The organism is Streptomyces afghaniensis, from assembly GCF_044327915.1.
GTDB lineage: Bacteria > Actinomycetota > Actinomycetes > Streptomycetales > Streptomycetaceae > Streptomyces > Streptomyces afghaniensis.
In genome coordinates this window covers 309059-333984 of the sequence record NZ_JBIRGJ010000008.1, presented here as the reverse complement: position 1 = coordinate 333984, position 24926 = coordinate 309059, and the positions used below count along the sequence as shown (strand labels likewise).

Genomic DNA, 24926 nt, shown 5'->3' with positions numbered 1-24926 from the left:
GCCGCGGCGGCGCGGAGGGGGAGCCGTCGCGGCCGAGGTGTGTCCGGAACCCGCGTGTCAGGCCGCCCGTGCCGGCTCGTCCTCCGCCAGTTCGCACCAGACCGTCTTGCCCGCCGCACCCTGCTCGACGCCCCACCGCAACGCCACCGCGTCGAGAAGTGCCAGGCCCCGCCCGGTTTCGTCGTCGGCCGTGGCGTGCCGGAGTACGGGCAGCGCACGGGGGTCCGGGTCACTGACCTCGACGCGGGTCCGGCCGCCGGAGCGTGCTACGCGGACCGTCACCGGGACACCTTCACCGAGGTGCCGGATGACGTTGCCGACCAGTTCCGTGACGCACAGCTGTACGTCGGCGCAGGGCGCCCCCAGGCACGCGCGCAGCGTGCGACGCAGTTCCGGTACGACCTTGGGCGCAGCGACCAGGTCGAGATCCAGCAGCACGGATCCCTCCGCCCGACCGGTTCCCCGCAACGCGGTGATCAGCTTGCGCGCCGTCTCGGTGTTGCAGTTGCCGAGCGCGACCAGCCCCGCGTTCCTTCCGCACACGCCCGCGAACGTCGGTACGTCGACGCACAGGGACGGGAGCGTGATGCCGTGCACCGCGAGGGCGGACTTCAGGTCGTCCACGCACCGGTCGGTCTCGTCGTCGACGGTGTTGAGGGAGGCGACGGTGGTCGCGGTGGCGGGCTGAGTGTGGCGCATGAGGGGCCTTCCCGTGTTCGCATGCGTACTGTGACCAATCAGTCACACAGTGCCGCCAATTCCCGTAGCGTGGGAGGTCATTCGACTGCGCAAGAGCAACTGGCAAACGGCGGTGATTTGAGCTGTGCCTCCACGCAAGGACCCCGACGCGTCGGCCAACGTTCCCTCCTTCTACGGCGCCGAGCTGCGCTACCAGCGGGAGCTGGCGGGCCTGACTCTGGAGCAGCTGGCGGAAGGGAGCTTCCGCGGCGTGCCGTTCCTGAGCCAGATCGAGCGCGGAGAGCGGCGTATGCCGCTGGATCTGGCCCGGCACGTCGACAAGGTGCTCAAGACGGACGGCTTCTTCGAGCGGCGCTGCGAAGACGCCCGCAGAGCCCGGCAGTCGGGACATGCCGAGTACTTCGCCGACGTGGCGGAGATGGAGCGGCACGCGGAGACGATCGAGGAGTGGGCGCCGATGCTGGTGCCCGGTCTGCTGCAGACCAAGGCCTACGCGGAGGCGGTGGTCCACACGTCGGTGCCGTGGCTCGCCCCCGAGACGGTCGACAAGCAGGTCCGGGCCCGTCTGGAGCGGGCGGAGATCTGGGCGGGCGAGGAGCGCCCGGCGTTCTGGGCGATCCTTCACGAAGGGCTGGTGCACAAGCCCCTGTTGCCCCCGTCCGAGATGGTGGCGCAACTGGAGCACATCGCGCACGTGGTCCGCTCCACGCAGGGCGTTCTGCAGATCCTCCCGGAAACGGCGCATGCCCACCCGTGCATGATGGGCATGATGAAGATCATGACCTTCCCGGACGCCCCGCCGGTGGCTTATACGGAGGGTCTCCACAATGGCCAACTCATCGACTATCCGGCCCTCGTGAAGGACTACCGCAGGTCGTACGATCTGCTCAGGGCCGCGGCACTCCCGCCAGAGGCGTCCCTGACCATGATCGAACAAGCGGCAGAGGACTACCGAGATGGCAATCTCCGCAGATGACCTGGGCGCGGTGGTGTGGCGCAGGAGCAGCTACAGCAACGGCAGCGGCGGTGACTGCGTCGAGGTCGCGGACGGGCACCCCGGCGTGATGCCGGTCCGGGACTCGAAGACCTCGGGCGCAGGCCCGGTGCTCCTGTTCCGGGCCTCTGCCTGGACCGCCTTCCTCACCTCCCTGAAGGGCTGAGCCCGAGAGTTATCCACAGGCCGCCAAGCCGTGCCGTATTCCTGCGATCTTGGCGGCATGGAGGAACGAAAGGCGCTGCGGGAGCTGGCACAGGGCGGCGTGCTGCTCACCTCCCGCGCACTGGAATCCGGCTGGCCGGCGCGGAGCCTCACCCGTGCCCTCCGGGCGGAGGGCTGGGGCCGCCTGCAGTCGGGTGCCTGGGTGGAGCCGGGGCGGGCGGCGGACCTGCCCACCCGGCTCCGAGCCGTCCAGCTCCTCAACCCCCGGCTCGTCGTCAGCCACTGTTCCGCTGCCTCCCTGTGGTGGATCGAGACCCTCGCCCCGACCGCCAGGGGGCCTTTGGAGTTCATCGACCCCGCCCTCAGCTTCCGCGGCAAGGCCCAGGGCGTACGCGTGCGTCGGATACTCCTGGGGTCCGGGGAGGTGGTGCTGCGGTACGGTCTGCGGCTGACGAGCCCCGTGCGGACGCTCACTGACCTGCTGCGCTCCCTGCCGAGGGACGATGCGCTCGTCGCCCTGGAGTCGGCGGTGACCTACCGTCGGGTCGGCGGAGTGCGAAGGGCGCCGATCGTCGAACCGGACGCGGTGGCGGCGGCGCTGGCCCACCCCTCACAGGGAACGGCGAGGGCCCGCCGATGGCTCGGGTTGAGTGACCCCCGGTCCGGGTCACCGGCCGAGACCGTCGCCCGCCTGCGTATGACCGACGCCGGTCTCCGGCCCGAGAGTCAGGTCGAACTGTTCACCCCGGCCGGGCGCCGTGTGGTCCTCGACTTCCTCTTCCGCCGTGCCGGGCTGGCGGTCGAGATCGAGGGGTACGCCTACCACGGCACCCGCGAGGCGCACCGACGGGACGTCTCCCGCTTCAACCAGGTCCTTCAGTGCCCTGAGGTGCGCAGTGTGCTGCGCTTCACCGCTCAGGACGTGTTCGGGGAGCCCGTGCGGATGATCGCCGAGATTCGTGCGGCTCTGATCGCCCTGGGGTGAGCGGGCGGGCTGGAGTTGGAGCAGATGGGCCGCAGGGACACGGGCGTGCCCAGGTGTGGGGAGGCGGCTGCCGCCCGGACGCTCCAGTTGACAGTGGCGACCCACATAGCTGACGCCCCGTCAGATGAGCGCTACCGTGGCCCCATGGACACCCACGAGAGCACGTTTCCGCTGATCATCTCCGTGGACGACCACACCGTGGAGCCCGCGACCGTCTGGCAGGACCGGCTTCCGGAGAAGTACCGGGGCGTCGGCCCCCGGATCGTCCGTGCGCCCGTGAAGGAGATGACGTTCCTCGGCGGGCGCTTCAGGCCCGTCATGGGCGCGCCCGGCGACGAGGGCCCCGTCGGTGACTGGTGGGTCTACGAGGACCTCCGCCGGCCCCTGACCCGCCTGGACACGGCCGTCGGGTACGACAGGGACGAGATACGCCTGGAGGTCATCACCTACGAGCAGATGCGGCCGGGCTCCTACGACGTCCCGGCCCGGCTCGCCGACATGGACGTCAACCACGTCCAGTCCGCCCTGTGCTTCCCGACGTTCCCGCGTTTCTGCGGCCAGACCTTCACCGAGGCGAAGGACCACGAGCTGGGTCTGCTCTGTGTCCGCGCCTACAACGACTGGATGGTGGAGGAGTGGTGCGGCCCCGAGGCGCACGGGCGGCTCATCCCGCTCACCCTGATCCCCCTCTGGGACCCCGAGCTGGCCGCCGAGGAGGTCCGGCGGAACGCCGCCCGCGGGGTCCGTGCCGTCGCCTTCTCCGAGATCCCGCCGTACCTCGGGCTCCCTTCCGTCCACACCGACGACTGGGACCCCTTCCTCGCCGCGTGCGACGAGACCGGCACCGTCGTCGCCATGCACATCGGCAGCAGCAGCCGGATGCCCTCCACCTCCGCCGACGCCCCGCCCGCCGTCGGCTCCACCATCACCTTCGCCAACTGCTGCTTCTCGATGGTCGACTGGCTGATGAGCGGCAAGTTCGAGCAGTTCCCGAACCTCAAGGTCATGTACGCCGAGGGCCAGATCGGCTGGATCCCCTACATCCTGGAGCGCGCCGACGTGGTGTGGGAGGAGAACCGCGGCTGGGGCGGCGTCGCCGACAAGGTGCACCGGCCGCCGTCCGAGCTGTTCGCCGAGCACGTCTACGGCTGCTTCTTCGACGACGCCTTCGGCCTGCGCAACCTGGACGCGATCGGCCTGGGCAACGTCCTCTACGAGACCGACTACCCGCACTCCGACAGCACCTGGCCCAAGTCCCGCGAGGTCGGCGAGGCGCAGATGGGGCACCTGGAGCCGGAGGTGGTGGAGCGGATCGTGCGGCGGAACGCGATCGAGTTGCTGGGGCTGACCGACGACGGCCTCTGGGACGGGCCGCGGTGAGCCTGTCGTACGGGATCCAGCTCCCGGTCCAGTCCCAGAGCACCCTCTACGCCGAACCCTGGGAAGCCGCCGCCGGGCCCGAGGACCTGCTCGCCGTGGCCCGCGCCGCCGACCGTGCCGGGTTCGCCTACCTGGCGAGCTGCGATCACGTCGCCGTCCCGCGCCGCCTCGCGTCCGCGATGAGCACGGTCTGGTACGACCCGGTCGCCACCCTCGCCTTCCTCGCGGCGGCCACCGAGCGGACCCGGCTGCTCAGCCACGTCGCCGTGGTGGGGCTGCGGCATCCGCTGCTCACCGCCAAGCAGTACGCCACCCTCGACCACCTGTCGGGCGGCCGGCTGATCCTCGGGGTCGGGGCCGGGCACGTGCGGGAGGAGTTCGAGGCGCTGGGGGCCGACTTCGAGCGGCGCGGGGCCGTGCTGGACGAGTCGATCGACGCCCTGCGCGCGGCCCTCGGGGCGGAGGAGTTCCCCGAACACCACGGCAAGCTGTACGACTTCGAGGGGCTCGGGCAGCGGCCCCGCCCGGCGCAGGACCGGGTCCCGGTCTGGGTCGGCGGGTCGTCACCCGCCGCCCTGCGACGGGCCGCGCTCAAGGGCGACGGCTGGCTGCCGCAGGGAGACCCGAGGGACGTGCTGCCGGAACGCATCACGCGGATACGGCGGCTCAGGGAAGAGGCCGGCATCGAGGGGCCGTTCACCGTCGGCGCCATCGCCGAGCCCCTGTACGTCGGAGTGGCGGGCTGGGACGTCGGGCGGCGGACGGTCAGCGGCCCGGCCGAGGCTATCGCCGAGTCGCTGCGGGCCTATCGCGCAATGGGGGTGGACCAGGTCCAGGTGCGGTTCCGCAGCCGGAGCCGCGGCGAACTCATCGCGCAGATCGGGCAGTTCGTGGAGGAGGTCGCGCCGCTGCTGCCGTGAGCGCGTTCCTTGAAAGCTTGAACATGTCCACGTCGATCTCCGTATGTACGGACGTACGGACACGTACGGACTCGTACGGCTTCGGCGGAAGGACACAATGACGTGCGCACTTCCCGGAAACTCTCCGTCGCCCTCGCCTGCCCGGAGGGCCCCTGGCCGCATCCCGACTGGCCGGCCGCGGACGACCCGTACGTCGAGCAGGCGGTGAGCCTGCGCCCGCCCCCGCCCTTCCGTGTCCCGGACGGCGTCGACGTCGTCGTCCTGCGCTGCGCCGAACCGGTCGACGGGCTGCGGGAGTTGCGGGCCGACGGCGTGCCGGTGATCGTGATCGGGCCGCACCGGGACGCCGAGACCATCGTGGAGGTGTTCCGGGGCGGCGCCGGATACCTGGTCGAGGGCGACTACTGCACCTGCATGCTCTCCTCGGCCGTCGTCGGGGCCACCATCGGGCACACCTACCTCTCCCCGGCGGCCTGCGCGGCCCTGCGCGAGGGGGCCCGGCAGGTGACCACCGAGGACACGGCGCTGGAGCGGCTGCGCGGACAGCTCTCCCCGCGCGAGCGGCAGATCATGGAGTTGCTGTCGACCGGCCTGGGCGCGCAGGAGATCGGGCTGCGGTTACGGCTGAGCGAGAAGACCGTCCGCAACAACCTCAGCAACATCTACGCCAAGCTGGACGCGCGAGGCAGCACGGACGCGGTCCTGAGGTGGCTGGGAGCCGCGCCCGTGCTTCGCGTCTGAGAGAGTGGCAAGTGACGTGGGGATCAGTGATCGTTGAGGAATTGGAAGTGGTAAGAGCCCGAATTGTCCGAGGGCTCATGCGAGACTATGACGTCGAATTTCTGGTCTTCCGCGAGGTTGTACTTGCCGCCGTCCGAGGCGTCCCGGTAGCTGCACTTACCGTCGTTCTTCGTGTCGGTGAGGCTGTACACGAGGTCGCCACTGTAGTAGTCGAAGACGTTCACCCACGCCTTCTTGCCGTCACTCTTGGTGTCACAGACCTTGAGGTGGTCGCCGTGCTCCTCGATGTAGGCCGCCGCGTGCTTGCCCCGGTCGTACAGCGGTCCGTGGTCCCAGTTCACCGCCTGCGCGGAGCCCGGCACCATGGCCACTGCGACAGCACCCATGGCCAGTGCGGACATTCCGCCCTGAACAATCCGCTTGATGCGCAATTCAATCCCCCTGTTTTACGGTGACGAGTGGTCAGAGCCGTACGAGGCTAACAGGGGGTGCGGACGCCATGATCTGCTGCCCGCGACTCGGAGGAGCGGGGCTTGTGCCCGTAGTCGAGCACCAGCCTGCGGTACGGCATCAAGAACCCGTACCCGCGCTACACGACCTCGACCTCGACTGAGAACCTCCGGAGCGACCGGCTACGGCGCCGGAATCTCCGACAGCGGGATCTCGACGTCGGTGACGTTCTCGCCGGCCTCACCGAATCCCGGTTCGGACCGCAGGGCGCGCGTGGAATTCTTCAGGCCCGACGCCTCCGGCGTTCCGCACTTCACGTTGCGCAGCCACAGCCGCCCGTCCGGGGTGCCGTTCTTCAGGATCTGCGGGTAGAAGACGTGCACGCTCGTGGCGCCCTCGCCCGGCGAGAAGAAGACCTTGCCGCCGTCCTGCGCCTCCTTGTACGTGGCCTTGAGATAGCCGCTCACGTCGGTGCGCTTCGCGGACCACATGAAGAACCCGACGCTGTCCGGCTGCACGGTGTCCGTCCTGCTGAACTGCAAGGTGGTCGTCTTGTCGTCACGCGTGATGTTGATCTCGGACGTGCTGAACTTCACGCCGATCTCGAAGAAGGAATTGCCGAGTTTCGTGTCGGCACCCGCGGTGAATCCGTCCTCCAGCTGAATGGTCCTGGTGACGGACGTGCTCACGTTGAAGGTCTTCGAGGCGGTGCTCGTCGATCCGCAGTTGTCTGTCACCGCGGAGACTCGCTGATTGGGCCCGAGGTTGTTCCGCTTGAACTGGACGTCGACGAACTCGCAGTTCTCCAGTTTGTCGGAGTCCGCCGAGCAGTCGGCGGTCACTTCGGAGGGGGTGGCGGCACCCGCCGGGTTCATCAGCGGTACGGCCACCGCGACGGCCGCGACCGGGGCCAGGGCGAGGGTGATGCGCTTCTTCTTGCTCCGGTGGCTTCTCGAGCGGCCGGTGCGTGTCATGGGGTTCTCCTGTGGGGGAAGGAAGGCTGCGGTGGGTCAGCAGTCGGTCAGTACGGCCTTGGAGGTGCCGTCCACGACACCCGGCGCGCCGGCCGCGCCCGGCAGCACGACCGGGCCCTCGACGACCTCCGGCGCCACGAAGTTCTGTTCCGGGGTGGCGTTGGTGACGGTCGTCGCCTCACGGGCGTCGATCCGCACCCGCCATTCGCCCGTCATGCGCTGCATCTTCGGCGTGAACTGCATGTGGAGCACCTTGCCGACCGGGACCTCCCGCTGTTCCGTGTCACCCGCGGTCGCCGACCGGACCGTCATGTCGAGGGTGCCCTTGTGCTTGACCCAGGATCCGCTCAGCGCCCCGAAGAGCCCTCCGGCGCCGCCCTGCTGGGTGACGGTGTACTTGCCCTGGCCCTGTGCGGTCGTCGCCTGCCAGGTGACCGACACCTTCGCCGGTTCGGTGGCGTTCGGTTCGCAGTTCGGGAAGTCGACGGAGGCCTTTTCGGCCGGCCCGTCGAAGGTCTCGAACTTCGTCTCGACGAAATCGCAGTTGTCGGACGCGAAACTCGGGCCGGCGACGGGATGGCCGCCGAAATCGGAGATGGACTGCTGCTTTCCGTTGAGCACCTTGGCCCGCTGGCACATCGTCATGATCTGCTCGGGTGTCTTCTCGTCGGCGGCGTTCGCCGACGGAAGCAGCACCGTGGCCACGGCGCCACCGGTCACGAGAGCCGATCCGACCGCGACGATCCTGATCTTTCTGTTCTTCAGTCTTCTCTTGGCCATGGGCCTGATCCTGGAAGGTCCCGACCGGCCCCGACAGGGTCAAACATCCCTACTTGCGGGTTACGTGAGATTCGCCTCAGCAACGGCCCGGCCTTGCATCTGACGCTCCGTCAGGTATGTCGGTACGATGCGGAGTCCACCGTGTCCACCGCGCGAAGGGGGCTGCCATGGGCAAGCTCGACGGACGGGTCGTCATCATCACCGGCGCCGCGCGGGGCCAGGGCGAGCAAGAGGCCCGGCTGTTCGCGGCCGAGGGCGCCCGGGTGGTCGTCGCGGACGTCCTCGACGACCAGGGCGAGGCCCTCGCGAAGGAGATCGGCGCCCGGTACGTCCACCTCGACGTCGGCCGGGAGGACGACTGGCAGGCCGCCGTCACCGCAGCCCAGGACGCGTACGGCCGGATCGACGGGCTCGTCAACAACGCCGGCGTCCTCCGCTTCAACTCCCTCCTCGACACGCCCCTCGACGAGTTCATGCAGGTCGTCCAGGTCAACCAGGTGGGCTGCTTCCTCGGCATTAGGGCCGTCGCCCCCGGGATGGCCGACGGGGGCACGATCGTCAACACCGCCTCGTACACCGGCCTGACCGGGATGGCTGCAGTGGGCGCGTACGCGGCGAGCAAGCACGCGGTGGTCGGTCTGACCCGGGTCGCCGCGCTGGAGCTGGCCGGGCGGGGGATACGCGTCAACGCCGTCTGCCCGGGCGCCATCGACACCGCGATGTCCAACCCGGCCCGGCTGGACCCGGACGCCGACGCGGAGGAGACGGCCAGCGGCCTCGACCGGCTGTACCGCAAGCTCGTGCCGCTGGGGCGGGTCGGGCGGCCGGAGGAGGTGGCGCGGCTCGCCCTGTTCCTGTCGTGCGACGACTCCTCCTACATCACCGGGCAGCCGTTCGTGATCGACGGCGGGTGGCTGGCGGGCGTGAGCGTCATCTGACCCGCGCGCCCGGTGCGACCTGACGGGCCGTCATCTATTGACGCTCCCGGGGAGCGGTGGAACAGTCGGAGCCAGGTATCTGACGTACCGTCAGAACTGACTGTGGGGCGGTGAATCTCCTTGGAATTCGGGGTCTTCGTACAGGGATACGTGGGCAAACGGGCCGAGACCGACCCGCTCGCCGAACACAAGGCGCTGATGGAGGAGACCGAGTACGTCATCCAGGCCGACAGGTCGGGCTTCAAGTACGCCTGGGCCTCCGAGCACCACTTCCTGGACGAGTACTCGCACCTGTCCGCCAACGACGTCTTCCTCGGGTACCTGGCACACGCCACCGAGCGGATCCACCTGGGCTCGGGCATCTTCAACCCGCTCGCCCCGGTCAACCACCCCGTGAAGGTCGCCGAGAAGGTCGCCATGCTCGACCATCTCAGCGAGGGGCGGTTCGAGTTCGGCAGCGGGCGGGGCGCCGGCTCGCACGAGATCCTGGGGTTCATGCCGGGGGTGACCGACATGAACCACACCAAGGAGATCTGGGAAGAGACCATCGCCGAGTTCCCCAGGATGTGGCTCCAGGACGAGTACGCCGGCTTCCAGGGCAAACACTGGTCGCTGCCGCCGAGGAAGGTCCTGCCGAAGCCGTACGGCGGCTCCCACCCGGCGATGTGGTACGCGGCCGGGTCGCCGCCGTCGTACGCCATGGCCGCGAGGAAAGGGCTCGGCGTGCTCGGCTTCAGCGTGCAGAAGGTCTCCGACATGGAGTGGGTGCTGGAGCAGTACAAGACGGCGATCGTGGACGCCGAGCCGGTCGGTGACTTCGTCAACGACAACGTGATGGTGACCACCACGGCGATCTGTGCGCCGACGCATGCGGAGGCGGTGCGGATCGCGGCGAACGGGCAGCTCCACTATCTGCCGTCGCTGGTGTTCCGGTACCACGACACGTTTCCCCGGCCCGAGGGGTTTCCGGTGTGGCCCGAGACGCTGCCGGAGTACACCGAGGAGTTGGTGGAGGTCCTCATCGAGGAGGAGCTGCTGATCTGCGGGGATCCGGACGAGGTGCTCACGCAGTGCAAGCGGTGGGAGCAGGCGGGGGCGGATCAGTTGAGTTTCGGGCTGCCGGTGGGGGTGCCGAAGGAGGAGACGCTTCAGACGATCCGGCTGGTCGGGGAGCATGTGATTCCGAAGATCGATACGGATCCTGTGCATCGGACTTCGCGGTTCCGGAAGGGTGTCTGATCGCCGTTGGCGGGTGCGGGTTCGTGGGGGCTGGTCGCGCAGTTCCCCGCGCCCCTGAAGGAACCGTACTCAAGGAGTTGAGTGGTCATGCTCGATCACGTCATCAAGGGCGCGACCGTCGTGGACGGGACCGGTGCGCCCGCGTACACCGCCGACGTCGGCATCCAGGACGGTCGGATCGCGGCCATCGGCCCGATCACCGCGGAAGCACGCACCACCGAGGACGCGCACGGCCTCGTCCTCACCCCCGGCTTCGTCGACCCCCACACCCACTACGATGCCCAGCTCTTCTGGGACCCGTACGCGACGCCCTCCCTCAACCACGGGGTCACCACCGTCGCCGGCGGGAACTGCGGGTTCACTCTTGCCCCGCTGCACCCGGACCGCCCCGAGGACGCCGACTACACACGCCGGATGATGTCCAAGGTCGAGGGCATGTCGCTGGTGGCGCTGGAGGAAGGGGCGCCCTGGAGCTGGCATTCCTTCGGGGAGTACCTGGACGCCCTGGAGGGGCGGATCGCCGTCAACGCCGGGTTCATGGTGGGGCACTGTGCGCTGCGGCGGTATGTGATGGGGCCGGAGGCCATCGGAGGGCAGCCGTCCGGGGAGCAACGGGCGGCGATGGTCGCGCTGTTGCGGGAGGCCATGGACGCCGGTGCCTGGGGGTTCTCCACCACCCAGTCGACCAGCCACTCCGACGGCGACGGAAAGCCGGTCGCCTCTTGCCACGCAGGTCCGGCCGAGCTGCTGGCGCTGTCGCGGGCCGTCGGGGAGCACGAGGGCACGCAGATCGAGGCCATCGTCGCGGGCTGTCTGGACCAGTTCAGCGACGCGGAGATCGACCTCTTCGCCGAGATGAGCGCGGCGGCGGGGCGGCCGCTGAACTGGAACGTGCTGACGATCGACGCGGCCGTTCCCGAGCGGGTGCCCCGGCAGCTCCTGGCGAGCGAGCAGGCGCGGAAGGCGGGCGGGCGGGTCGTGGCCCTCACCATGCCGATCCTCACGCCGATGAACATGTCGCTGGGGACGTTCTGCGCGCTGAACCTCATCCCCGGGTGGGGGCCGATCCTGGGGCTGCCCGTGCCCGAGCGGATCGAGAAGCTGCGCGACCCGGACGTACGGGACGGGATGCTGCGGCGCGCCCGGTCCAAGGAGGCGGGCGTCTTCCGGCGGCTGGCGAACTTCGGGCGGTACGTCATCGGCGACACCTACAGCGAGGCGAACGCCGGGCTGACCGGGCGCGTGGTCGAGGACATCGCCGGGGAGCGCGGGCAGGAGCCCTTCGCGTGCCTGGTGGAGATCTGCGCCAACGACGAGCTGCGCACGGTGTTGTGGCCGATGCCGCCCGACAACGACCCGGCGTCCTGGGCGCTGCGGGCTGAGACCTGGCGGCACGAGGACGTGCTGCTCGGCGGGTCCGACGCGGGGGCGCACCTGGACCGGATGTGCGGGGCGCCGTACACGACCCGGTTCCTCGGGGACTGTCTGCGGGGCCGGAAGCTGGCCGGTCTGGAACAGGCCGTCAAGATGCTGACCGACGACCCGGCCCGGCTCTTCGGCCTGCGGGAGCGAGGGCAGGTGCGGGAGGGCTGGCACGCGGACCTCGTCCTGTTCGACCCGGAGCGGATCGACGCGGGCCCGGCCACCCTGGTGCACGACCTGCCCGGTGACAGCCCGCGGCTGGACTCCCGGGCGCTGGGCGTGCGGGCCGTGTGGGTCAACGGGGTCGAGGCGATCCGGGACGACGTGGTGACGGGTGCCGTGCCGGGCCGGGTGCTGCGCTCGGGCCGGGACACGGAGACGGTGAGCACGAGGTGACGGCACGGCAGGCGCTGTTCGTCGGCGGCTCCTGGGTGGAGCCGGACGGCGGCCACTACGAGGTGATCGACCCGGCGACCGAGCAGACCGTCGGATGGGCGCCGGAGGCCTCGCGGGATCAGGTGCACGCGGCCTGTGCCGCGGCCCGCGAGGCCTGCGGGCCGTGGTCGGCCACTCCTCCTGAGGAGCGGGCGGCGGTCCTCGCCCGCGCCGCGGACATCGTCCGGGACCGTCTCGTGCCGTACGCCGAGCTGGCACGGGCGGAGACCGGCGCGACCACCGGTACCGCTCGCGCCCTGCAGGTCGGGGTCGCCGCCGCCCGCTTCCGGCGCTACGCGCGCGTGGAGCCCGCCGAGTGGGCGATCCCGCCGCAGATCAACGAGGCGGGCCCGATGGGCAGGGCGGGCGTCATGGGCGCACTCGCCGTGCGCCAGCCCGTCGGCGTCGTCACCTGCATCACCTCGTACAACAACCCCTGGGCCAACCCGGCCGGCAAGATCGCCCCCGCCCTGGCCATGGGCAACACGGTCGTGGTGAAGCCGGCCCCCCAGGATCCGCTGTCGGTCTACCGGATGGCTCAGGCGCTGGAGGCCGCCGGTGCGCCGCCGGGCGTGGTCAACGTGGTCAGCGGTGCACGGACCGAGGTCGGTGAGGCAGCCGTGGACTCGCCGGACGTCGACATGGTCAGCTTCACCGGCTCCACGGCGGTCGGGCAGCGCATCGCCGAAGTGTGCGGGCGCGGCATGAAGCGGCAGTTGATGGAGCTGGGCGGGAAGGGCGCGGCGGTCGTCCTCGACGACGCCGACATCGGCTCGGCGGTCGCCGGCATCGGCACGACCTTCTCCTTCTACAGCGGCCAGATCTGCACGGCACCGACCCGGGTGCTCGCCCAGCGAGGGATCTACGACCGTCTGGTCGGGCAACTGGCCGCCTACGCGCGCCGGTTGAAAGTGGGCGACCCCCGGGAGCCGGACACGGTGGTCGGGCCGGTGATCTCGGCGGCGCACCGGGACCGGGTGGAGACGTACGTCGAACTCGGCCGGAAGGAAGGCGCGGTGCTCGTCACGGGCGGCGACCGCCCCGGCCTGCCGACCGGCTTCTACGTCACCCCGACCCTCCTCGCCGACTGCACCAACGACATGCGCGTGGCCCGCGAGGAGATCTTCGGCCCGGTGGTCGTCGTCATCCCCTTCGACGACGAGGAGGAGGGCGTGGCACTGGCCAACGACACCGACTACGGCCTCATCGACTACGTCTGGTCGGCCGACGTGGCCAGGGCCTTCCGGCTGGCCCGGCGCCTGCGGGCCGGCGGCGTCGGCGTCAACACCGTGGGCCGCAATATGGAGGCCCCCTTCGGCGGCTTCAAGCAGAGCGGCGTCGGCAGGGACGTCGGCTCGTACGCCCTGCACGCGTACAGCGAGGTGCAGGCGATCGTGTGGCCGGGGTGAGGGCCGCGCGCCAGGGGGCAGTCAGTCCGTCAGATCCACCCGCACCGTCAGCAGGTCCGTCCCGAACGCCCGTACTCCCAGCCCGTTGAACCTGGGCAGCCGCCGCAGCCGCGCCACCGGGTCGTCGTCCGGCAGCAGGTGCGCGGTCCCCGTGTGCCACCGCCCCCGGATCCGCACCCGCACCCGCGGATCCGCCTTGATGTTGCGCACGTACTGCGACCGTTCGCCGAACTCCGACACCAGCCAGAACGAGCCGCCGGCCCGGCGGCCCCCCACCGGGGTGCGGCGGGGCAGGCCGGAGACGCGGCCCTTGGTCTCCAGAACGGTCTGGAGGGGAAGGCGCCGCATGACCGGATTGATGCGGCGCTGGAAGGACGTGGCGGCGCGGAACCTTACGTCGGCGAGGCGGGACATCGTCGCGGGTCTCCTTCGCACGAAGCTCTCACGGTTTCTGCAACCGTTCCTGCTTCAATGATCCCTGACGCGGCGGGACGAAAGCGGGTGGCTGCGGATGCGGATCGTGACGTGGAACCTGTGGTGGCGCTTCGGGCCCTGGCAGGCCCGGCAGAAGGCGATTCTCACGGCCCTGAGGGAACTGCGCCCCGACGTCGTCGGCCTCCAGGAGGTGTGGGCCGCCGACGGTGAGAACCTCGCCGAGTGGCTGGCCGGTGAGCTGGGCCTGCACTGCGCCTGGGCCCCCTCGCCCGCCCCGGAGCGCTGGCGGCGGCGGATCGGCGACCCCACGGTGGACATAGGCAACGCCGTGCTCAGCAGATGGCCGGTCGTGGACCGGGACGTGCTGCCGCTGCCCGCCCCGGCCGACACGGACGACGGCCGACTGGCCCTCTACGCCCGCCTGGCCGGCCCCGACCACGAAGTGCCCTTCTTCACCGCCCACTTCGCCTCCGCCCCGGACGCCTCCGCGGTCCGCTGCGGCCAGGCCGCCGCGCTCGCCGAGTTCGTCGCCCGGCACCGCGGCGGCACCCCGTTCCCGCCCGTCGTCACCGGCGACCTCAACGCCTGGCCCGACTCCGACGAGATCCGCCTCCTCGGGGGCTACAAGACCGCCCCGGCCGTGCCCCGCCAGGTCCTCCTCGACGCCTGGGAGTACGCCGGCCCGGCCGCCCCCGCCGCCACCTGGGACGCGGCCAACCCGTACGTGGCGCCGACCCACGAGCCGAGCGTGCGCATCGACTACATCCACGTGGGCCCGCCCGGCCCCGGCGGACTCGGCCACGTACGGGAGGTCCGGCGGGCGTGCCACGGCCCCGTGGACGGGGTGTGGCCCTCCGACCACGCGGCGGTCGTCGCCGACCTGGCGGACCGGGCGGCCGCGGACGGGGCCTGACCTCCCGCGTCAGCCGCCCGTGCGCCCCAGGAAGACCGGGTTCGTGAACGCGGCCAGCGCACCCGGCACCGGCCCCGCCGCCGCCTCGTGCCGCAGTTCCGCCCGTACGTACGCCGCGTACGACGGCGTCGTACGCCACTCGACGACACCCGAGCCGGACACCGGCAGCGGGGCGCTGGTGTGCAGCACGCCCTGGTCGGTGACGAACCGGACCGTGCAGCGCGGGGCGCCCGTGACCTCCAGGCGGACGGTGACCGGGGTGTCGCGGTCCACCCGCAACCGCTCGCCGATGCCCGCGTGTTCCCCGCGCCCGCCGGACGCCCGGAACGACAGCTCGACCTTGGCGGACTCGGCGACGTACGACCGTCCCGCCCGGATCCCCTCCTGGATGGCCTGCCGGGTCAGGTCGTCGGCCAGGACGACCGTCTGGGGGCTCCCGACGGCGTCCGGGTCGCGGTGGGCGTCGCTGCTGCCCATCGCCGGGATCCAGTCGCGCCCGTCCCGTACGGACGCCACCAGCATGCTGTCCCAGTCGGCGAGGGTCACCTCGTCGTCGGGCGTGTAGGGGCCGTTCCACACCTCGACCGCGTCCGCCTCGCCGAAACCGAACTTCCAGTTGCAGCCGACGCACGTGGCGTGCGGGTGGGCCGGGACGACCAGGCCCCCGGCGCGGCGGATCTGGCGGGCGAAACGGCCGAAGCGGTTGTCCCGGGCCCGGTAGCGCCAGTCGACGAAGGTGCCGGGGTCGGTGCCGAGCGCGACGACGTGGCCGTTGCGCGTGGTGACCTCCTCGCCCAGCATGACCAGCAGGTCGTCCCCGGCCACGTCCGCCCAGTGGGCGTGCGCCGAGTGGGTGTTGTGCTCGGAGGAGTTGATGAAGTCCAGGCCCGCCGCCCGCGCCAGCGCCCCGATCTCGGCGGGGGTGCGGCGGCCGTCGGAGTACCAGGAGTGCAGATGGCAGTCGCCCCGGTACCAGGCACGCCCCCGCCCCTTGGCGCGGTCCGGCGGGTACACCGGCTTGACGGCCTCGCCCGGCTCCCCGTACGTCAGCGTGATCGTGATCTCGTACGACAGGCCCTGCGGGGCGACCGTGTACGGGCCGAGCGCGATGTGCCAGGTGCCCTCGCGCACCGGGCCCGGGAGGTAGCCGGGTGTCGCCTCGTCCGCGCGGATGAAGAACTCCGTGCGCGCCCCGCCCGACCAGCCCCTGAAGCCCCGGCCGCCGAGCTCGGTGCCGCGGTCGTCGAAGATGCCGATGTCGAGGGCGTTGCCGGTCGTGCCGGCGGGGACGGACGGGCGGTCGTAGGTGTAGGCGACCTTGATCTCCCGGACACCGGCCGGGACCTCGACGGGCACGTACACGAAGTCCGGGGAGCCGGGCGGCAGGGTGCCGCGCACCGTTCTGCTCTCCTGCTCCCCGTCTGCCGCTGCGGCGAAGCTCACGCTTCCCAAGGTAAGCGCGGCGGCCGCTCCCGTCACGAACAGAGCGCGCCGACCGAGCCCGCCGTGGTTGTCCTCGCACATGCTGCTGCTCCCAGGTGTCGTCGGTGACAAGGCATGGGTGGTGCAGTGGTGGTGCGTGCAACCCTTGTATTCAGCAGTGAACCGGCGTGCAAGGGAAGGGAATCCGACGGCGGAAAACGGCCGAACAAGCCGCGTCGGCGGGGGAGTTCAGGCGGTGAGCCCGGCGTCGCGGGCCAGCAGGGCCGCCTGCACCCGGTTGGTGACCTCCAGTGCGGTGAGGACGCGGCTGACGTGGGCCTTGACGGTGCTCTCGCGCATGCCGAGACGGCCGGCGATGTCGGCGTTGGTCTCGCCCCGGGCGAGCAGGGTCAGCACGTCGCGTTCCCGGGGCGTGAGCCGGTCGAGCCGGGCACGGGCGGCGGTCGCCTGCGGGCCGCCCGAGCGGTGGTAACGGTCGATGAGGCGGCGGGCGGCGCTGGGGTGGAGCATCGCCGAGCCCGCGGCGACCAGGTGGACGGCGCGCAGGATCTCGGCCGGGTCCGTGTCCTTCAGCAGGAAGCCGTCGGCCCCGGCCGCGAGGGCGTCGTACACGTACTCGTCGAGGTCGAAGGTGGTCAGCGTGATCACCCTCGGGGGCCGGGGCAGGGCGCGCAGCCGGGCCGTGGCCGTGATGCCGTCCATGCGGGGCATGCGGACGTCCACGAGGGCGACGTCGACGCGGTGCGCGGTGGCCTGCTCGACGGCGTGCAGGCCGTCGGACGCCTGGGCGACGACCTCGATGCCCGGATCGCCGTCGAGGAGGTCGGTGAGGCCCAGGCGGACCAGGGCGTCGTCGTCGGCGATCAGGGCGCGGATCATGTGCGGGTGCCGTTCTGTTCGAGGGGGGCGGGGTGCGGGATGCGGGCGGCCAGCCGCCAGCTGCCGGCCCCGCCGGGTCCGGCGTGCAGGTGGCCGCCGAGGGCGGTGACGCGCTCCCGCAGGCCGACCAGTCCGAAACCGGAGGCGACGGCGGGTGCGGCCGGGCTGCCGGGGCCGTTGGTGACCTCCACGGTGGTGGCGGGCGGCCGGTAGCAGAGCTGGATGCGCACCGGGGCGCCCCCGGCGTGCTTGCGGGCGTTCGTCAGCGCTTCCTGGACGAGCCGGTGGACGGCGAGCCGGTGCGCGGCGGGAGCCTCCTCGGGCCGGCCCTCGACCCGGAGCTCGGTGTGCTGCCCCGCCGCCCGTGCCTGCTCGACCAGCGCGGTCACGTCGCGCAGGACAGGGACGGGAGCGGCCTCGGCCGGCTCGGGGCCGGGGTCGCGCAGGGCTCCGAGGACGTCCCGGAGGTCGGCCAGGGCCTCGGTGGAGGCGGTGCGCAGCAGGGCGAGGCGTTCCACGACCGGTGCGGGCAACTGCTCGCCGCGGGTCGCGAGGACGCCCGTGTGCAGGGCGATCAGGCTCAGGCGGTGGGCCAGTACGTCGTGCATCTCGGCGGCGATCCGGGACCGCTCGGCGGCCCGGGCGGCCTCCTCGCGCAACTCCCGCTCGACCCGCAGGTGTTCGACCTGGTCGCCGAGCGCCTTCAGCAGCCGGCGGCGGTTGCCCACCCACAACCCGCCCACCAGGGCCAGCAGCACGAACAGGGTGGAGCCGTACTGCTGCGGGGTCCACAGCGAGACCGCCGGCGGGATGAGCAGGTTGGTGCCCAGCGCGGCGGCGGCACATCCCACCGCCACTCGGGCACGCCGCCGCGCCGCCAGGTCGAACAGCGCCACGAGCAGCAGCGGGAGCAGCGGCCATCCCCACAGCCCGGTCGCCGCGGTGGCCGGCACGGCGGAGGCGTACCAGGGCAGCCGCCGCACCAGCAGGGCCGCTCCGCACAGCACCGCCGCGACGGTGGCGGGAGTGACGTACCGGCCGCCGGCGGTGGAGGCGCTGTTCAGGACGGCGAGGGCGGTCAGCAGCACGACCAGGCACCAGCGCCCACAGGTGCCCCACGGCAGGCTCACTCTCCGCATCACTCCCCGGATCCTAGGCGGGCCGGGCCTGTCCGGCCTCCGACCTCGGTCGCCCTCGACCCCCTACTTTCGTAGGGGCAGGCCGCCGCACAACGAGGGATTTCCGGGCGCGGGCTGCTTCCTAGCGTCGAAACCATGGATTCCCGAACCCTGGACTGGACGTTCCTCACCGAAGCGGCCCGTGATCCGCGCACGACCGGCGCCATCGCCCCCAGCGGCAAGGCCCTGGCCCGTGCGCTGACCGACCCGGTGCGCGCCCTCGCACCACGGCCGCTGACCGTCCTGGAGGCGGGAGCCGGCACCGGCGCGGTCACCCGCGCCCTCATCCCGCAACTGCCGCCGGGCAGCCGCCTGGACGTCGTCGAGGCCAACCCCCGCTTCGCCGCCCGGCTGCGCCACCTGGTCGACACGCATCCCCTCCTGGCCGCGGAGCCCGAGCGGGTCCGGGTCCACCGCTCCTACGTCGAGGACCTGCCCGGCGAACAGCGCTACGACGTGATCGTCTCCGGCCTGCCCCTGACCAACTTCACCCCCGGCCAGACCGAAACGGTCATGGCCCGTTACCTGGAGCTCCTCCACCCCGGCGGCACCCTCACCTACTTCGCCTACCGGGGCACCCGGCAGGCCCGCACCCTGCTGTCCTCCCGTGCGCAGGCCCGCCGGCACCACGCCGTCGAGGAGGTCATGGCCGCCTACCGGCGCCGGTACGCCACCGGGCGCTGGTCGGTGTGGGCGAACCTGCCCCCGGCCACGGTCTGGCAGCTGCGGCGCCCGTCCCGTGACGCGCCGGACACGCGGGCCGGGCTGCGTGACGTCGCCGGAGCCCACCGGTGACCGTCCCGTCGGACCTCCTCGGTCACGTCCCCGCCACCACCGCCTACGCGGTCCTGGCGGCGGCGGTCCTGGCCGAGTCCGTCCTGCTGGTCGGCGCCTTCGTCCCCACCCTCGGTCTGCTCCTGGCGGCCGGGGCACTGGCCCGCACCGGGCACCTGAACCTGCCCCTCGTCATCGGTGCCGCCGCGGGCGCCGCGGTGGCCGGTGACCTGCTCGGCCACCGCACCGGAGCCCTGCTCGGCGACCGGCTGCGCACGGGGCGCGTCGGCAGCCGGGTACCGGCCACCGCCTGGCGGACCGCCGAGACCCGGATGGACCGCCACGGCGGCCAGGCGGTGTTCCTGGCCCGTTTCGTTCCGGTGCTGCGCACGCTCACCCCGCACCTCGCGGGCGCCACCCGCCTGCCCTACCGCCGCATCGCGCCCCACAGCGCGCTCGCCGCCCTCCTGTGGGCCACCGCCGAGGCCGGCACCGGATACGCGGCGCTCGCGACGGTCACCTGAGACCGCGGTCGACAATGCCGACTGGTCGGTATCGACAGTCGAACCCGCATCGGGTAGGGATAGGGCATGCGCATCGCCGTGACGATCTTCCTCACCGACGAGACGATCACCCCGACCCGGCTCGCACGCGAGCTGGAGGACCGCGGTTTCGCCGGGCTGTATCTGCCCGAGCACACGCACATCCCCGTCGAGCGGATCACCCCGTACCCCGCGGGCGGCGAGCTGCCGCGCGAGTACGGCCGTACGCTCGACCCGTTCGTCGCGCTGGGCCAGGCCGCCGCCGTCACCGAGCGGCTCGGGCTCGGCACGGGCATCACGCTCGTCGCCCAGCACGACCCCATCGACCTGGCCAAGCAGGTCGCGACCGTCGACCACCTGTCCGGCGGCCGGTTCACGCTCGGGCTCGGCTTCGGCTGGAACGTCGAGGAGGCCGCCGACCACGGCGTTCGGTGGCGCACCCGGCGCGAGCTGGTGCGGGACCGGATGGCGCTGATGCGGGCACTGTGGTCACCGGAGCCGATGGCGTACGAGGGGGAGTTCGGCGGCGTCCGGGCCAGTCACGCGCACCCCAAGCCCGTCCAGAAGCCGCGCGGCCCGGTCGTCGGCCCGCGCACGCTCCTCGGCGGGTCCGCCGGGCCCAAGCTGTTCGCCCACATCTGCGAGTACGCCGACGGCTGGCTGCCCATCGGCGGGCGCGGCCTCTCCGAGTCCCTGCCGCTGCTGCGCGCCGCGTGGACCGACGCGGGCCGCGACCCCGAGGCCCTGCACGTCGTCCCGTACGCCGTCCACCCGACCCCGGGCAAGCTCGCCCACTACGCGGACCTGGGCATCGAGGAGGTCGTGGCGCAACTGCCGCCGGCGGGCGAGGCGGAGGTGCTGAAGGCCCTGGACGGGCTCACCGGGTATCTTTCAGGTACCTGACAACTCGCTGACGACTCGGTCCGGACACAGGGGGAGAGCACGGCGTCATGAGGCTTGCCTGGTTATCGTGGCTCGCGCGGCATTTCACCGAATACGGCTACAGCCAAGGGCTGTTGCGCGCCTCGATCGGCACATCGGCGGTACTCGTGACCGCCGCGCTGGTCTGGTTCGGCCTGCAGCACCGCAACAGGCCCTTCGCCGTGGCCCTCAGCGGCCTCGTGTCCGCCCTGGGCATCGGGTGGCTGGCCTTCCACTGACGGGCCCCGGCCGAGTTGATCAGCGCGATCGTATGCTCGAAGGATGACGACTTCCGCGACCTCCGGAACCGGCCCCACCGAGAACTCCATGCGTCGCGCCCTGAAACGGGCCAGGGACGGCGTCTCCCTCGACGTCGCCGAGGCGGCCGTCCTGCTCCAGGCCCGGGGCGCGCACCTGGAGGACCTGGCGGCCTCGGCCGCCCGGGTGCGGGACGCGGGCCTGGAGGCAGCCGGCCGCCCCGGCGTCATCACGTACTCCAAGAGCGTCTTCATCCCGCTGACCCGGCTGTGCCGGGACAAGTGCCACTACTGCACGTTCGTCACCGTCCCCGGCAAGCTGCGCCGGGACGGCCACGGGATGTTCATGTCCCCCGACGAGGTCCTGGACATCGCCCGCAAGGGTGCCGCGCTCGGCTGCAAGGAAGCCCTCATCACCCTCGGCGACAAGCCCGAGGACCGCTGGCCGGAGGCGCGCGAGTGGCTCGACGCGCACGGCTACGACGACACCATCGCCTACGTCCGAGCCATCTCCATCCGCATCCTGGAAGAGACGGGACTCCTCCCGCACCTGAACCCGGGCGTCATGTCCTGGACCGACTTCCAGCGGCTGAAGCCCGTCGCGCCCAGCATGGGCATGATGCTGGAGACGACCGCGACCCGGCTCTGGTCCGAGCCGGGCGGCCCCCACTACGGCTCCCCCGACAAGGAACCGGCTGTCCGCCTGCGCGTCCTGGAGGACGCGGGCCGCTCCTCCGTGCCGTTCACCTCCGGGCTGCTCATAGGCATCGGTGAGACCTACGAGGAGCGCGCCGAGTCGCTGTTCGCGCTGCGCAAGGTGTCCCGGGCCTACCACGGCGTCCAGGAGCTGATCATCCAGAACTTCCGCGCCAAGCCGGACACCGCGATGCGCGGCATGCCCGACGCGGAACTGGACGAACTGGTCGCCACGGTGGCCGTCGCCCGGCTCCTCATGGGCCCCTCGGGCTGCATCCAGGCCCCGCCCAACCTCGTCGACGACGAGTACGAGCGGCTGATCGGCGCCGGCATCGACGACTGGGGCGGGGTGTCCCCGCTGACCATCGACCACGTCAACCCCGAGCGGCCCTGGCCGCAGATCGACCAGCTCGCCGAGAAGTCCCGGGCCGCCGGTTTCGAACTCCGTGAACGCCTCTGCGTGTACCCGGAGTTCGTCCGCCGCGGCGAGCCCTGGCTGGACCCGCGGCTGCGTCCGCACGTGGCGGCGCTGGCCGACCCGGAGACCGGCCTCGCCCGCCCCGAGGCCCTGCCGCAGGGCCTGCCGTGGCAGGAGCCGGAAGAGGTCTTCGTGGCGTCCGGCCGCACCGACCTGCACTCCTCGATCGACAGCGAGGGCCGCAGCAGCGACCGCCGGGACGACTTCGACGAGGTGTACGGCGACTGGGCCGCCCTGCGCGAGGCCGCCGCCCCGGGCATGGCACCGGAGCGCATCGACACCGACGTACGACAGGCCCTGCGCACGGCGGCCGACGACCCGACGAAACTCACCGACGACGAGGCGCTGGCCCTGCTGCACGCGGACGGCCCGGCCCTGGACGCCCTCGCGCGGGTCGCCGACGACGTACGCAAGTCGGCCGTGGGCGACGACGTCACCTACATCGTCACCCGCAACATCAACTTCACCAACGTCTGCTACACGGGCTGCCGGTTCTGCGCCTTCGCCCAGCGCCGCACGGACGCCGACGCCTACACGCTCTCCCTCGACCAGGTCGCCGACCGGGCCCAGCAGGCCTGGGACGTCGGCGCGGTGGAGGTGTGCATGCAGGGCGGCATCCACCCGGACCTGCCCGGCACGGCGTACTTCGACATCGCGCGGGCAGTGAAGGAACGCGTCCCCGGCATGCACGTGCACGCCTTCTCGCCGATGGAGGTGGTCAACGGCGCGACCCGCACCGGCATGTCCGTCCGGGAGTGGCTGACCGCCGCGAAGGAGGCGGGCCTGGACACCATCCCGGGTACGGCCGCCGAGATCCTCGACGACGAGGTCCGCTGGATCCTGACCAAGGGCAAGCTGCCCGCGGCGGACTGGATCGACGTGGTGACGACGGCTCACGAGCTGGGCATCCGCTCGTCCTCGACGATGATGTACGGCCACGTCGACCAGCCCCGCCACTGGCTGGGCCATCTGCGCACCCTGGCCGGCATCCAGCAGCGCACGGGCGGCTTCACCGAGTTCGTGACGCTGCCGTTCGTGCACACCAACGCGCCGGTCTACCTGGCGGGGATCGCCCGGCCCGGCCCGACCATGCGGGACAACCGCGCGGTCACGGCCATGGCCCGGCTGCTGCTGCACCCGTACATCCCCAACATCCAGACCAGCTGGGTGAAGCTGGGCACCGAGGGCGCGGCCGAGATGCTCCGCTCGGGCGCCAACGACCTCGGCGGGACGCTCATGGAGGAGACCATCTCCCGGATGGCGGGCTCGTCGTACGGCTCGTACAAGTCGGTCAAGGACCTCATCGCGGTGGCCGACGCCGCGGGCCGTCCGGCGAAGCCCCGGAACACCCTGTACGGGGAGGTCCCGCAGGAGCGGCAGCGGGCGGCGCAGGCGTCGGACGGGCACCTGCCGGAGCTGCTGCCGGTGCTGGACTGAGCGGCTGACCGAGGCCGTCTACCGGCCCCCGGCGTCCGCCTGTTGCTGTGCCGTCAGGGCACGGTCGGGCGCGGCGCCGGGGCTCTTCGGCGGGGGGAGAGCCGCGCCCCGGCCCAGCCAGAGCAGGAGCAGGCCGAGCGTGCAGGCGATCGCCGGCCAGTAGACGTAGCGGAAGTCCGTCGCGGGCATGATCGGCAGATAGCCGAGGATGTAGGCCGCCGAGCTGATGCCCAGCGCCCGGACCGGCATCGAGAACCGGCCCCTGCCCGGACGGATGGCCAGCACCAGCGCGACGGCGAGCCAGAACCACCCGCGGAACAGCCACGGCACGTCCGTCACCATGCCGTTGACGTACGTGCCGAGCATGTCCTCCAGCCGGGGATGCGCCACCTCGATGCCCAGGTCGTTGCGGCTGACCCCCGCTTTGTACGGATCGTCGGTCTCGAACAGCAGAGTCGTGAAGAGCCGCAGCCGGTACTGGAGATAGTGCGGCACATGCCCGCTCATCTCGCGCAGCCACAGGGACGTGATCTCCGCCGAGTCCCCGCGCAGCCCGTCCGCCGGGCGTTCGTAGCAGGCCCAGTAGGCGTCCGACAGGGCCCCGACGCGCTCGCACTCCTGCGCGGAGGCCACGAGCCGGTCCCTGAGATCGGATGGCACGTCCGCCGTCCGGAGCTCGTCCACCTCCAGTACGTGGACCAGGTCGTCGAGCATGATCTGTGCGGCCTGTTCCGTCTCGAGAGGCCGCGCGAACAGGGAGATGGCGGCGGTCGGTACGACGAGGGCGGCCAGGAGTGCCGCCGTGCACGTCACCCACGTACGGCGCCCGGGAGCGCGCCACAGTGCGAGGACCAGCATGACGAAGACGGGGAGCGCGGCGAAGAAGGCGTTCTTGCGCACCAGCATGGCGTACGCGAGGAACAGCACGCCCAGCCCGAGCAGCCCCCACCGCACGGCGGGACGAGGAGTCCGGTCGTCCCGCAGCCGCAGCCCGGTGAGCGCGACCGCGCACGCGGCGAGCAGCGCGACCGCCGCGTGGACGTCCTTCCACACCACCCCGACGAACGTCAGCACGAAGGGAGCCAGTCCGAGGCCGAGTACGGCGAGCGAACCGCCGCGGCTCGCGGTCAGCTCCCAGACGCACCAGGCCAGCACCCAGAGCGCTCCCCAGAAGAGAACGGCCTGGAGGACGAGCATGGACGTGATCGAGCCGGTCACCGCGATGAGCGCGCGCCACACCAGGCTGAGTACGGGCGGGTGCCAGTCGGTCAGGCGCGTCGTCCCCTCGGCCTGACGGAGCTGGTCGAGGCTGTCGGGACTCAGGTAGCCGGGGTCGAACACGAGGATCGTGCCGAGGCAGCAGACCGCGGCGACGGCGGCCAGCCCCCAGACCCAGCGCTGAGCACGCGGCAACCATGGCATTCGTCCCATATGCCGGATGC

Annotated in this window: 25 protein-coding genes; 16 read left to right on the top strand and 9 right to left on the bottom strand. The window is 71.6% G+C overall.

Going from position 1 to position 24926, the window contains the following annotated elements; all coding sequences use genetic code 11:
- Positions 1 to 57: 57 nt before the first annotated feature.
- Entirely contained in the window at positions 58 to 699 is a 642-nt protein-coding gene (locus tag ACH4G3_RS30360) for an ATP-binding protein (protein WP_397627506.1), read from the bottom strand.
- A 124-nt stretch (positions 700 to 823) separates the two neighbouring features.
- On the opposite strand from ACH4G3_RS30360, the gene ACH4G3_RS30355 reads away from it, so the two are divergent.
- From ACH4G3_RS30355 to ACH4G3_RS30330, 6 genes are all read left to right on the top strand, one after another.
- Positions 824 to 1675: a helix-turn-helix domain-containing protein gene (locus tag ACH4G3_RS30355; RefSeq protein ID WP_397627505.1), complete on the top strand. Its 852-nt coding sequence runs from the start codon at positions 824 to 826 to the stop codon at positions 1673 to 1675.
- The gene (locus ACH4G3_RS30350) at positions 1656 to 1859 is read left to right on the top strand and encodes a DUF397 domain-containing protein (RefSeq protein ID WP_397627504.1); all 204 of its coding nucleotides are present in this window, start codon (positions 1656 to 1658) and stop codon (positions 1857 to 1859) included. The genes ACH4G3_RS30355 and ACH4G3_RS30350 overlap by 20 nt, the downstream gene beginning before the upstream one ends.
- 57 nt (positions 1860 to 1916) lie before the next feature.
- Positions 1917 to 2843 (top strand): hypothetical protein, encoded by a 927-nt coding sequence (locus tag ACH4G3_RS30345; RefSeq protein WP_397627503.1) that lies wholly within the window; start codon positions 1917 to 1919, stop codon positions 2841 to 2843.
- 144 nt (positions 2844 to 2987) lie between these two features.
- Entirely contained in the window at positions 2988 to 4223 is a 1236-nt protein-coding gene (locus tag ACH4G3_RS30340; RefSeq protein WP_397627502.1) for an amidohydrolase family protein, read from the top strand.
- Between the two features lie 2 nt (positions 4224 to 4225).
- On the top strand, positions 4226 to 5143 hold the full coding sequence (locus ACH4G3_RS30335; protein WP_397627771.1) for a TIGR03619 family F420-dependent LLM class oxidoreductase: 918 nt from the start codon (positions 4226 to 4228) through the stop codon (positions 5141 to 5143).
- 102 nt (positions 5144 to 5245) lie between these two features.
- Complete coding sequence (locus ACH4G3_RS30330; RefSeq protein WP_397627501.1) at positions 5246 to 5884, top strand: LuxR C-terminal-related transcriptional regulator; 639 nt, start codon at positions 5246 to 5248, stop codon at positions 5882 to 5884.
- A 23-nt stretch (positions 5885 to 5907) separates the two neighbouring features.
- On the opposite strand, the gene ACH4G3_RS30325 is transcribed toward ACH4G3_RS30330, so the two are convergent.
- From ACH4G3_RS30325 to ACH4G3_RS30315, 3 genes are all read right to left on the bottom strand, one after another.
- Entirely contained in the window at positions 5908 to 6270 is a 363-nt protein-coding gene (locus ACH4G3_RS30325; RefSeq protein ID WP_392039689.1) for a hypothetical protein, read from the bottom strand.
- 246 nt (positions 6271 to 6516) lie between these two features.
- The gene (locus ACH4G3_RS30320; RefSeq protein WP_397627500.1) at positions 6517 to 7308 is read right to left on the bottom strand and encodes a hypothetical protein; all 792 of its coding nucleotides are present in this window, start codon (positions 7306 to 7308) and stop codon (positions 6517 to 6519) included.
- Between the two features lie 36 nt (positions 7309 to 7344).
- A complete protein-coding gene (locus tag ACH4G3_RS30315; RefSeq protein ID WP_397627499.1) occupies positions 7345 to 8088 on the bottom strand; it encodes a hypothetical protein in 744 nt (247 codons plus the stop codon).
- A gap of 167 nt (positions 8089 to 8255) precedes the next feature.
- Here ACH4G3_RS30315 and ACH4G3_RS30310 point away from each other — a divergent pair, with 167 nt between their 5' ends.
- From ACH4G3_RS30310 to ACH4G3_RS30295, 4 genes are all read left to right on the top strand, one after another.
- Positions 8256 to 9026, top strand: a complete 771-nt coding sequence (locus ACH4G3_RS30310; RefSeq protein ID WP_397627498.1) for an SDR family NAD(P)-dependent oxidoreductase — start codon at positions 8256 to 8258, stop codon at positions 9024 to 9026.
- A 120-nt stretch (positions 9027 to 9146) separates the two neighbouring features.
- The gene (locus tag ACH4G3_RS30305; protein WP_397627497.1) at positions 9147 to 10265 is read left to right on the top strand and encodes an LLM class flavin-dependent oxidoreductase; all 1119 of its coding nucleotides are present in this window, start codon (positions 9147 to 9149) and stop codon (positions 10263 to 10265) included.
- An 87-nt stretch (positions 10266 to 10352) separates the two neighbouring features.
- A complete protein-coding gene (locus ACH4G3_RS30300; RefSeq protein WP_397627496.1) occupies positions 10353 to 12083 on the top strand; it encodes an N-acyl-D-amino-acid deacylase family protein in 1731 nt (576 codons plus the stop codon).
- Positions 12080 to 13531: an aldehyde dehydrogenase family protein gene (locus ACH4G3_RS30295; protein WP_397627495.1), complete on the top strand. Its 1452-nt coding sequence runs from the start codon at positions 12080 to 12082 to the stop codon at positions 13529 to 13531. Before ACH4G3_RS30300 ends, ACH4G3_RS30295 begins: the two co-directional genes overlap by 4 nt.
- A gap of 21 nt (positions 13532 to 13552) precedes the next feature.
- Here the strand turns inward: ACH4G3_RS30295 and ACH4G3_RS30290 are convergent, their stop codons facing one another.
- On the bottom strand, positions 13553 to 13945 hold the full coding sequence (locus ACH4G3_RS30290; protein ID WP_397627494.1) for a nitroreductase/quinone reductase family protein: 393 nt from the start codon (positions 13943 to 13945) through the stop codon (positions 13553 to 13555).
- A 97-nt stretch (positions 13946 to 14042) separates the two neighbouring features.
- Here ACH4G3_RS30290 and ACH4G3_RS30285 point away from each other — a divergent pair, with 97 nt between their 5' ends.
- Positions 14043 to 14879, top strand: a complete 837-nt coding sequence (locus ACH4G3_RS30285) for an endonuclease/exonuclease/phosphatase family protein (protein WP_397627493.1) — start codon at positions 14043 to 14045, stop codon at positions 14877 to 14879.
- Positions 14880 to 14888: 9 nt separating this feature from the next.
- Here the strand turns inward: ACH4G3_RS30285 and ACH4G3_RS30280 are convergent, their stop codons facing one another.
- The 3 genes from ACH4G3_RS30280 to ACH4G3_RS30270 all read right to left on the bottom strand — a co-directional run bounded on the left by ACH4G3_RS30280 (position 14889) and on the right by ACH4G3_RS30270 (position 18340).
- Positions 14889 to 16403, bottom strand: a complete 1515-nt coding sequence (locus ACH4G3_RS30280) for a CehA/McbA family metallohydrolase (RefSeq protein WP_397627492.1) — start codon at positions 16401 to 16403, stop codon at positions 14889 to 14891.
- Between the two features lie 147 nt (positions 16404 to 16550).
- Positions 16551 to 17201 (bottom strand): response regulator, encoded by a 651-nt coding sequence (locus ACH4G3_RS30275; protein WP_397627491.1) that lies wholly within the window; start codon positions 17199 to 17201, stop codon positions 16551 to 16553.
- Positions 17198 to 18340 (bottom strand): sensor histidine kinase, encoded by a 1143-nt coding sequence (locus ACH4G3_RS30270; protein ID WP_397627490.1) that lies wholly within the window; start codon positions 18338 to 18340, stop codon positions 17198 to 17200. Before ACH4G3_RS30270 ends, ACH4G3_RS30275 begins: the two co-directional genes overlap by 4 nt.
- 135 nt (positions 18341 to 18475) lie before the next feature.
- Here ACH4G3_RS30270 and ACH4G3_RS30265 point away from each other — a divergent pair, with 135 nt between their 5' ends.
- The 5 genes from ACH4G3_RS30265 to ACH4G3_RS30245 all read left to right on the top strand — a co-directional run bounded on the left by ACH4G3_RS30265 (position 18476) and on the right by ACH4G3_RS30245 (position 23484).
- Positions 18476 to 19174, top strand: coding sequence for a class I SAM-dependent methyltransferase (locus ACH4G3_RS30265; RefSeq protein WP_397627489.1), 699 nt, complete (start codon positions 18476 to 18478; stop codon positions 19172 to 19174).
- Positions 19171 to 19677 carry a DedA family protein gene (locus ACH4G3_RS30260; protein ID WP_397627488.1) on the top strand — a complete coding sequence of 169 codons (507 nt, stop codon included), beginning with the start codon at positions 19171 to 19173 and terminating at the stop codon, positions 19675 to 19677. The genes ACH4G3_RS30265 and ACH4G3_RS30260 overlap by 4 nt, the downstream gene beginning before the upstream one ends.
- Before the next feature lie 66 nt (positions 19678 to 19743).
- The gene (locus tag ACH4G3_RS30255) at positions 19744 to 20598 is read left to right on the top strand and encodes an LLM class F420-dependent oxidoreductase (protein ID WP_397627487.1); all 855 of its coding nucleotides are present in this window, start codon (positions 19744 to 19746) and stop codon (positions 20596 to 20598) included.
- A 47-nt stretch (positions 20599 to 20645) separates the two neighbouring features.
- On the top strand, positions 20646 to 20855 hold the full coding sequence (locus ACH4G3_RS30250; protein ID WP_020275131.1) for a hypothetical protein: 210 nt from the start codon (positions 20646 to 20648) through the stop codon (positions 20853 to 20855).
- 43 nt (positions 20856 to 20898) lie between these two features.
- Complete coding sequence (locus tag ACH4G3_RS30245; RefSeq protein WP_397627486.1) at positions 20899 to 23484, top strand: bifunctional FO biosynthesis protein CofGH; 2586 nt, start codon at positions 20899 to 20901, stop codon at positions 23482 to 23484.
- An 18-nt stretch (positions 23485 to 23502) separates the two neighbouring features.
- Here the strand turns inward: ACH4G3_RS30245 and ACH4G3_RS30240 are convergent, their stop codons facing one another.
- Positions 23503 to 24915, bottom strand: coding sequence for a hypothetical protein (locus ACH4G3_RS30240; RefSeq protein WP_397627485.1), 1413 nt, complete (start codon positions 24913 to 24915; stop codon positions 23503 to 23505).
- Between the last annotated feature and the right edge of the window lie 11 nt (positions 24916 to 24926).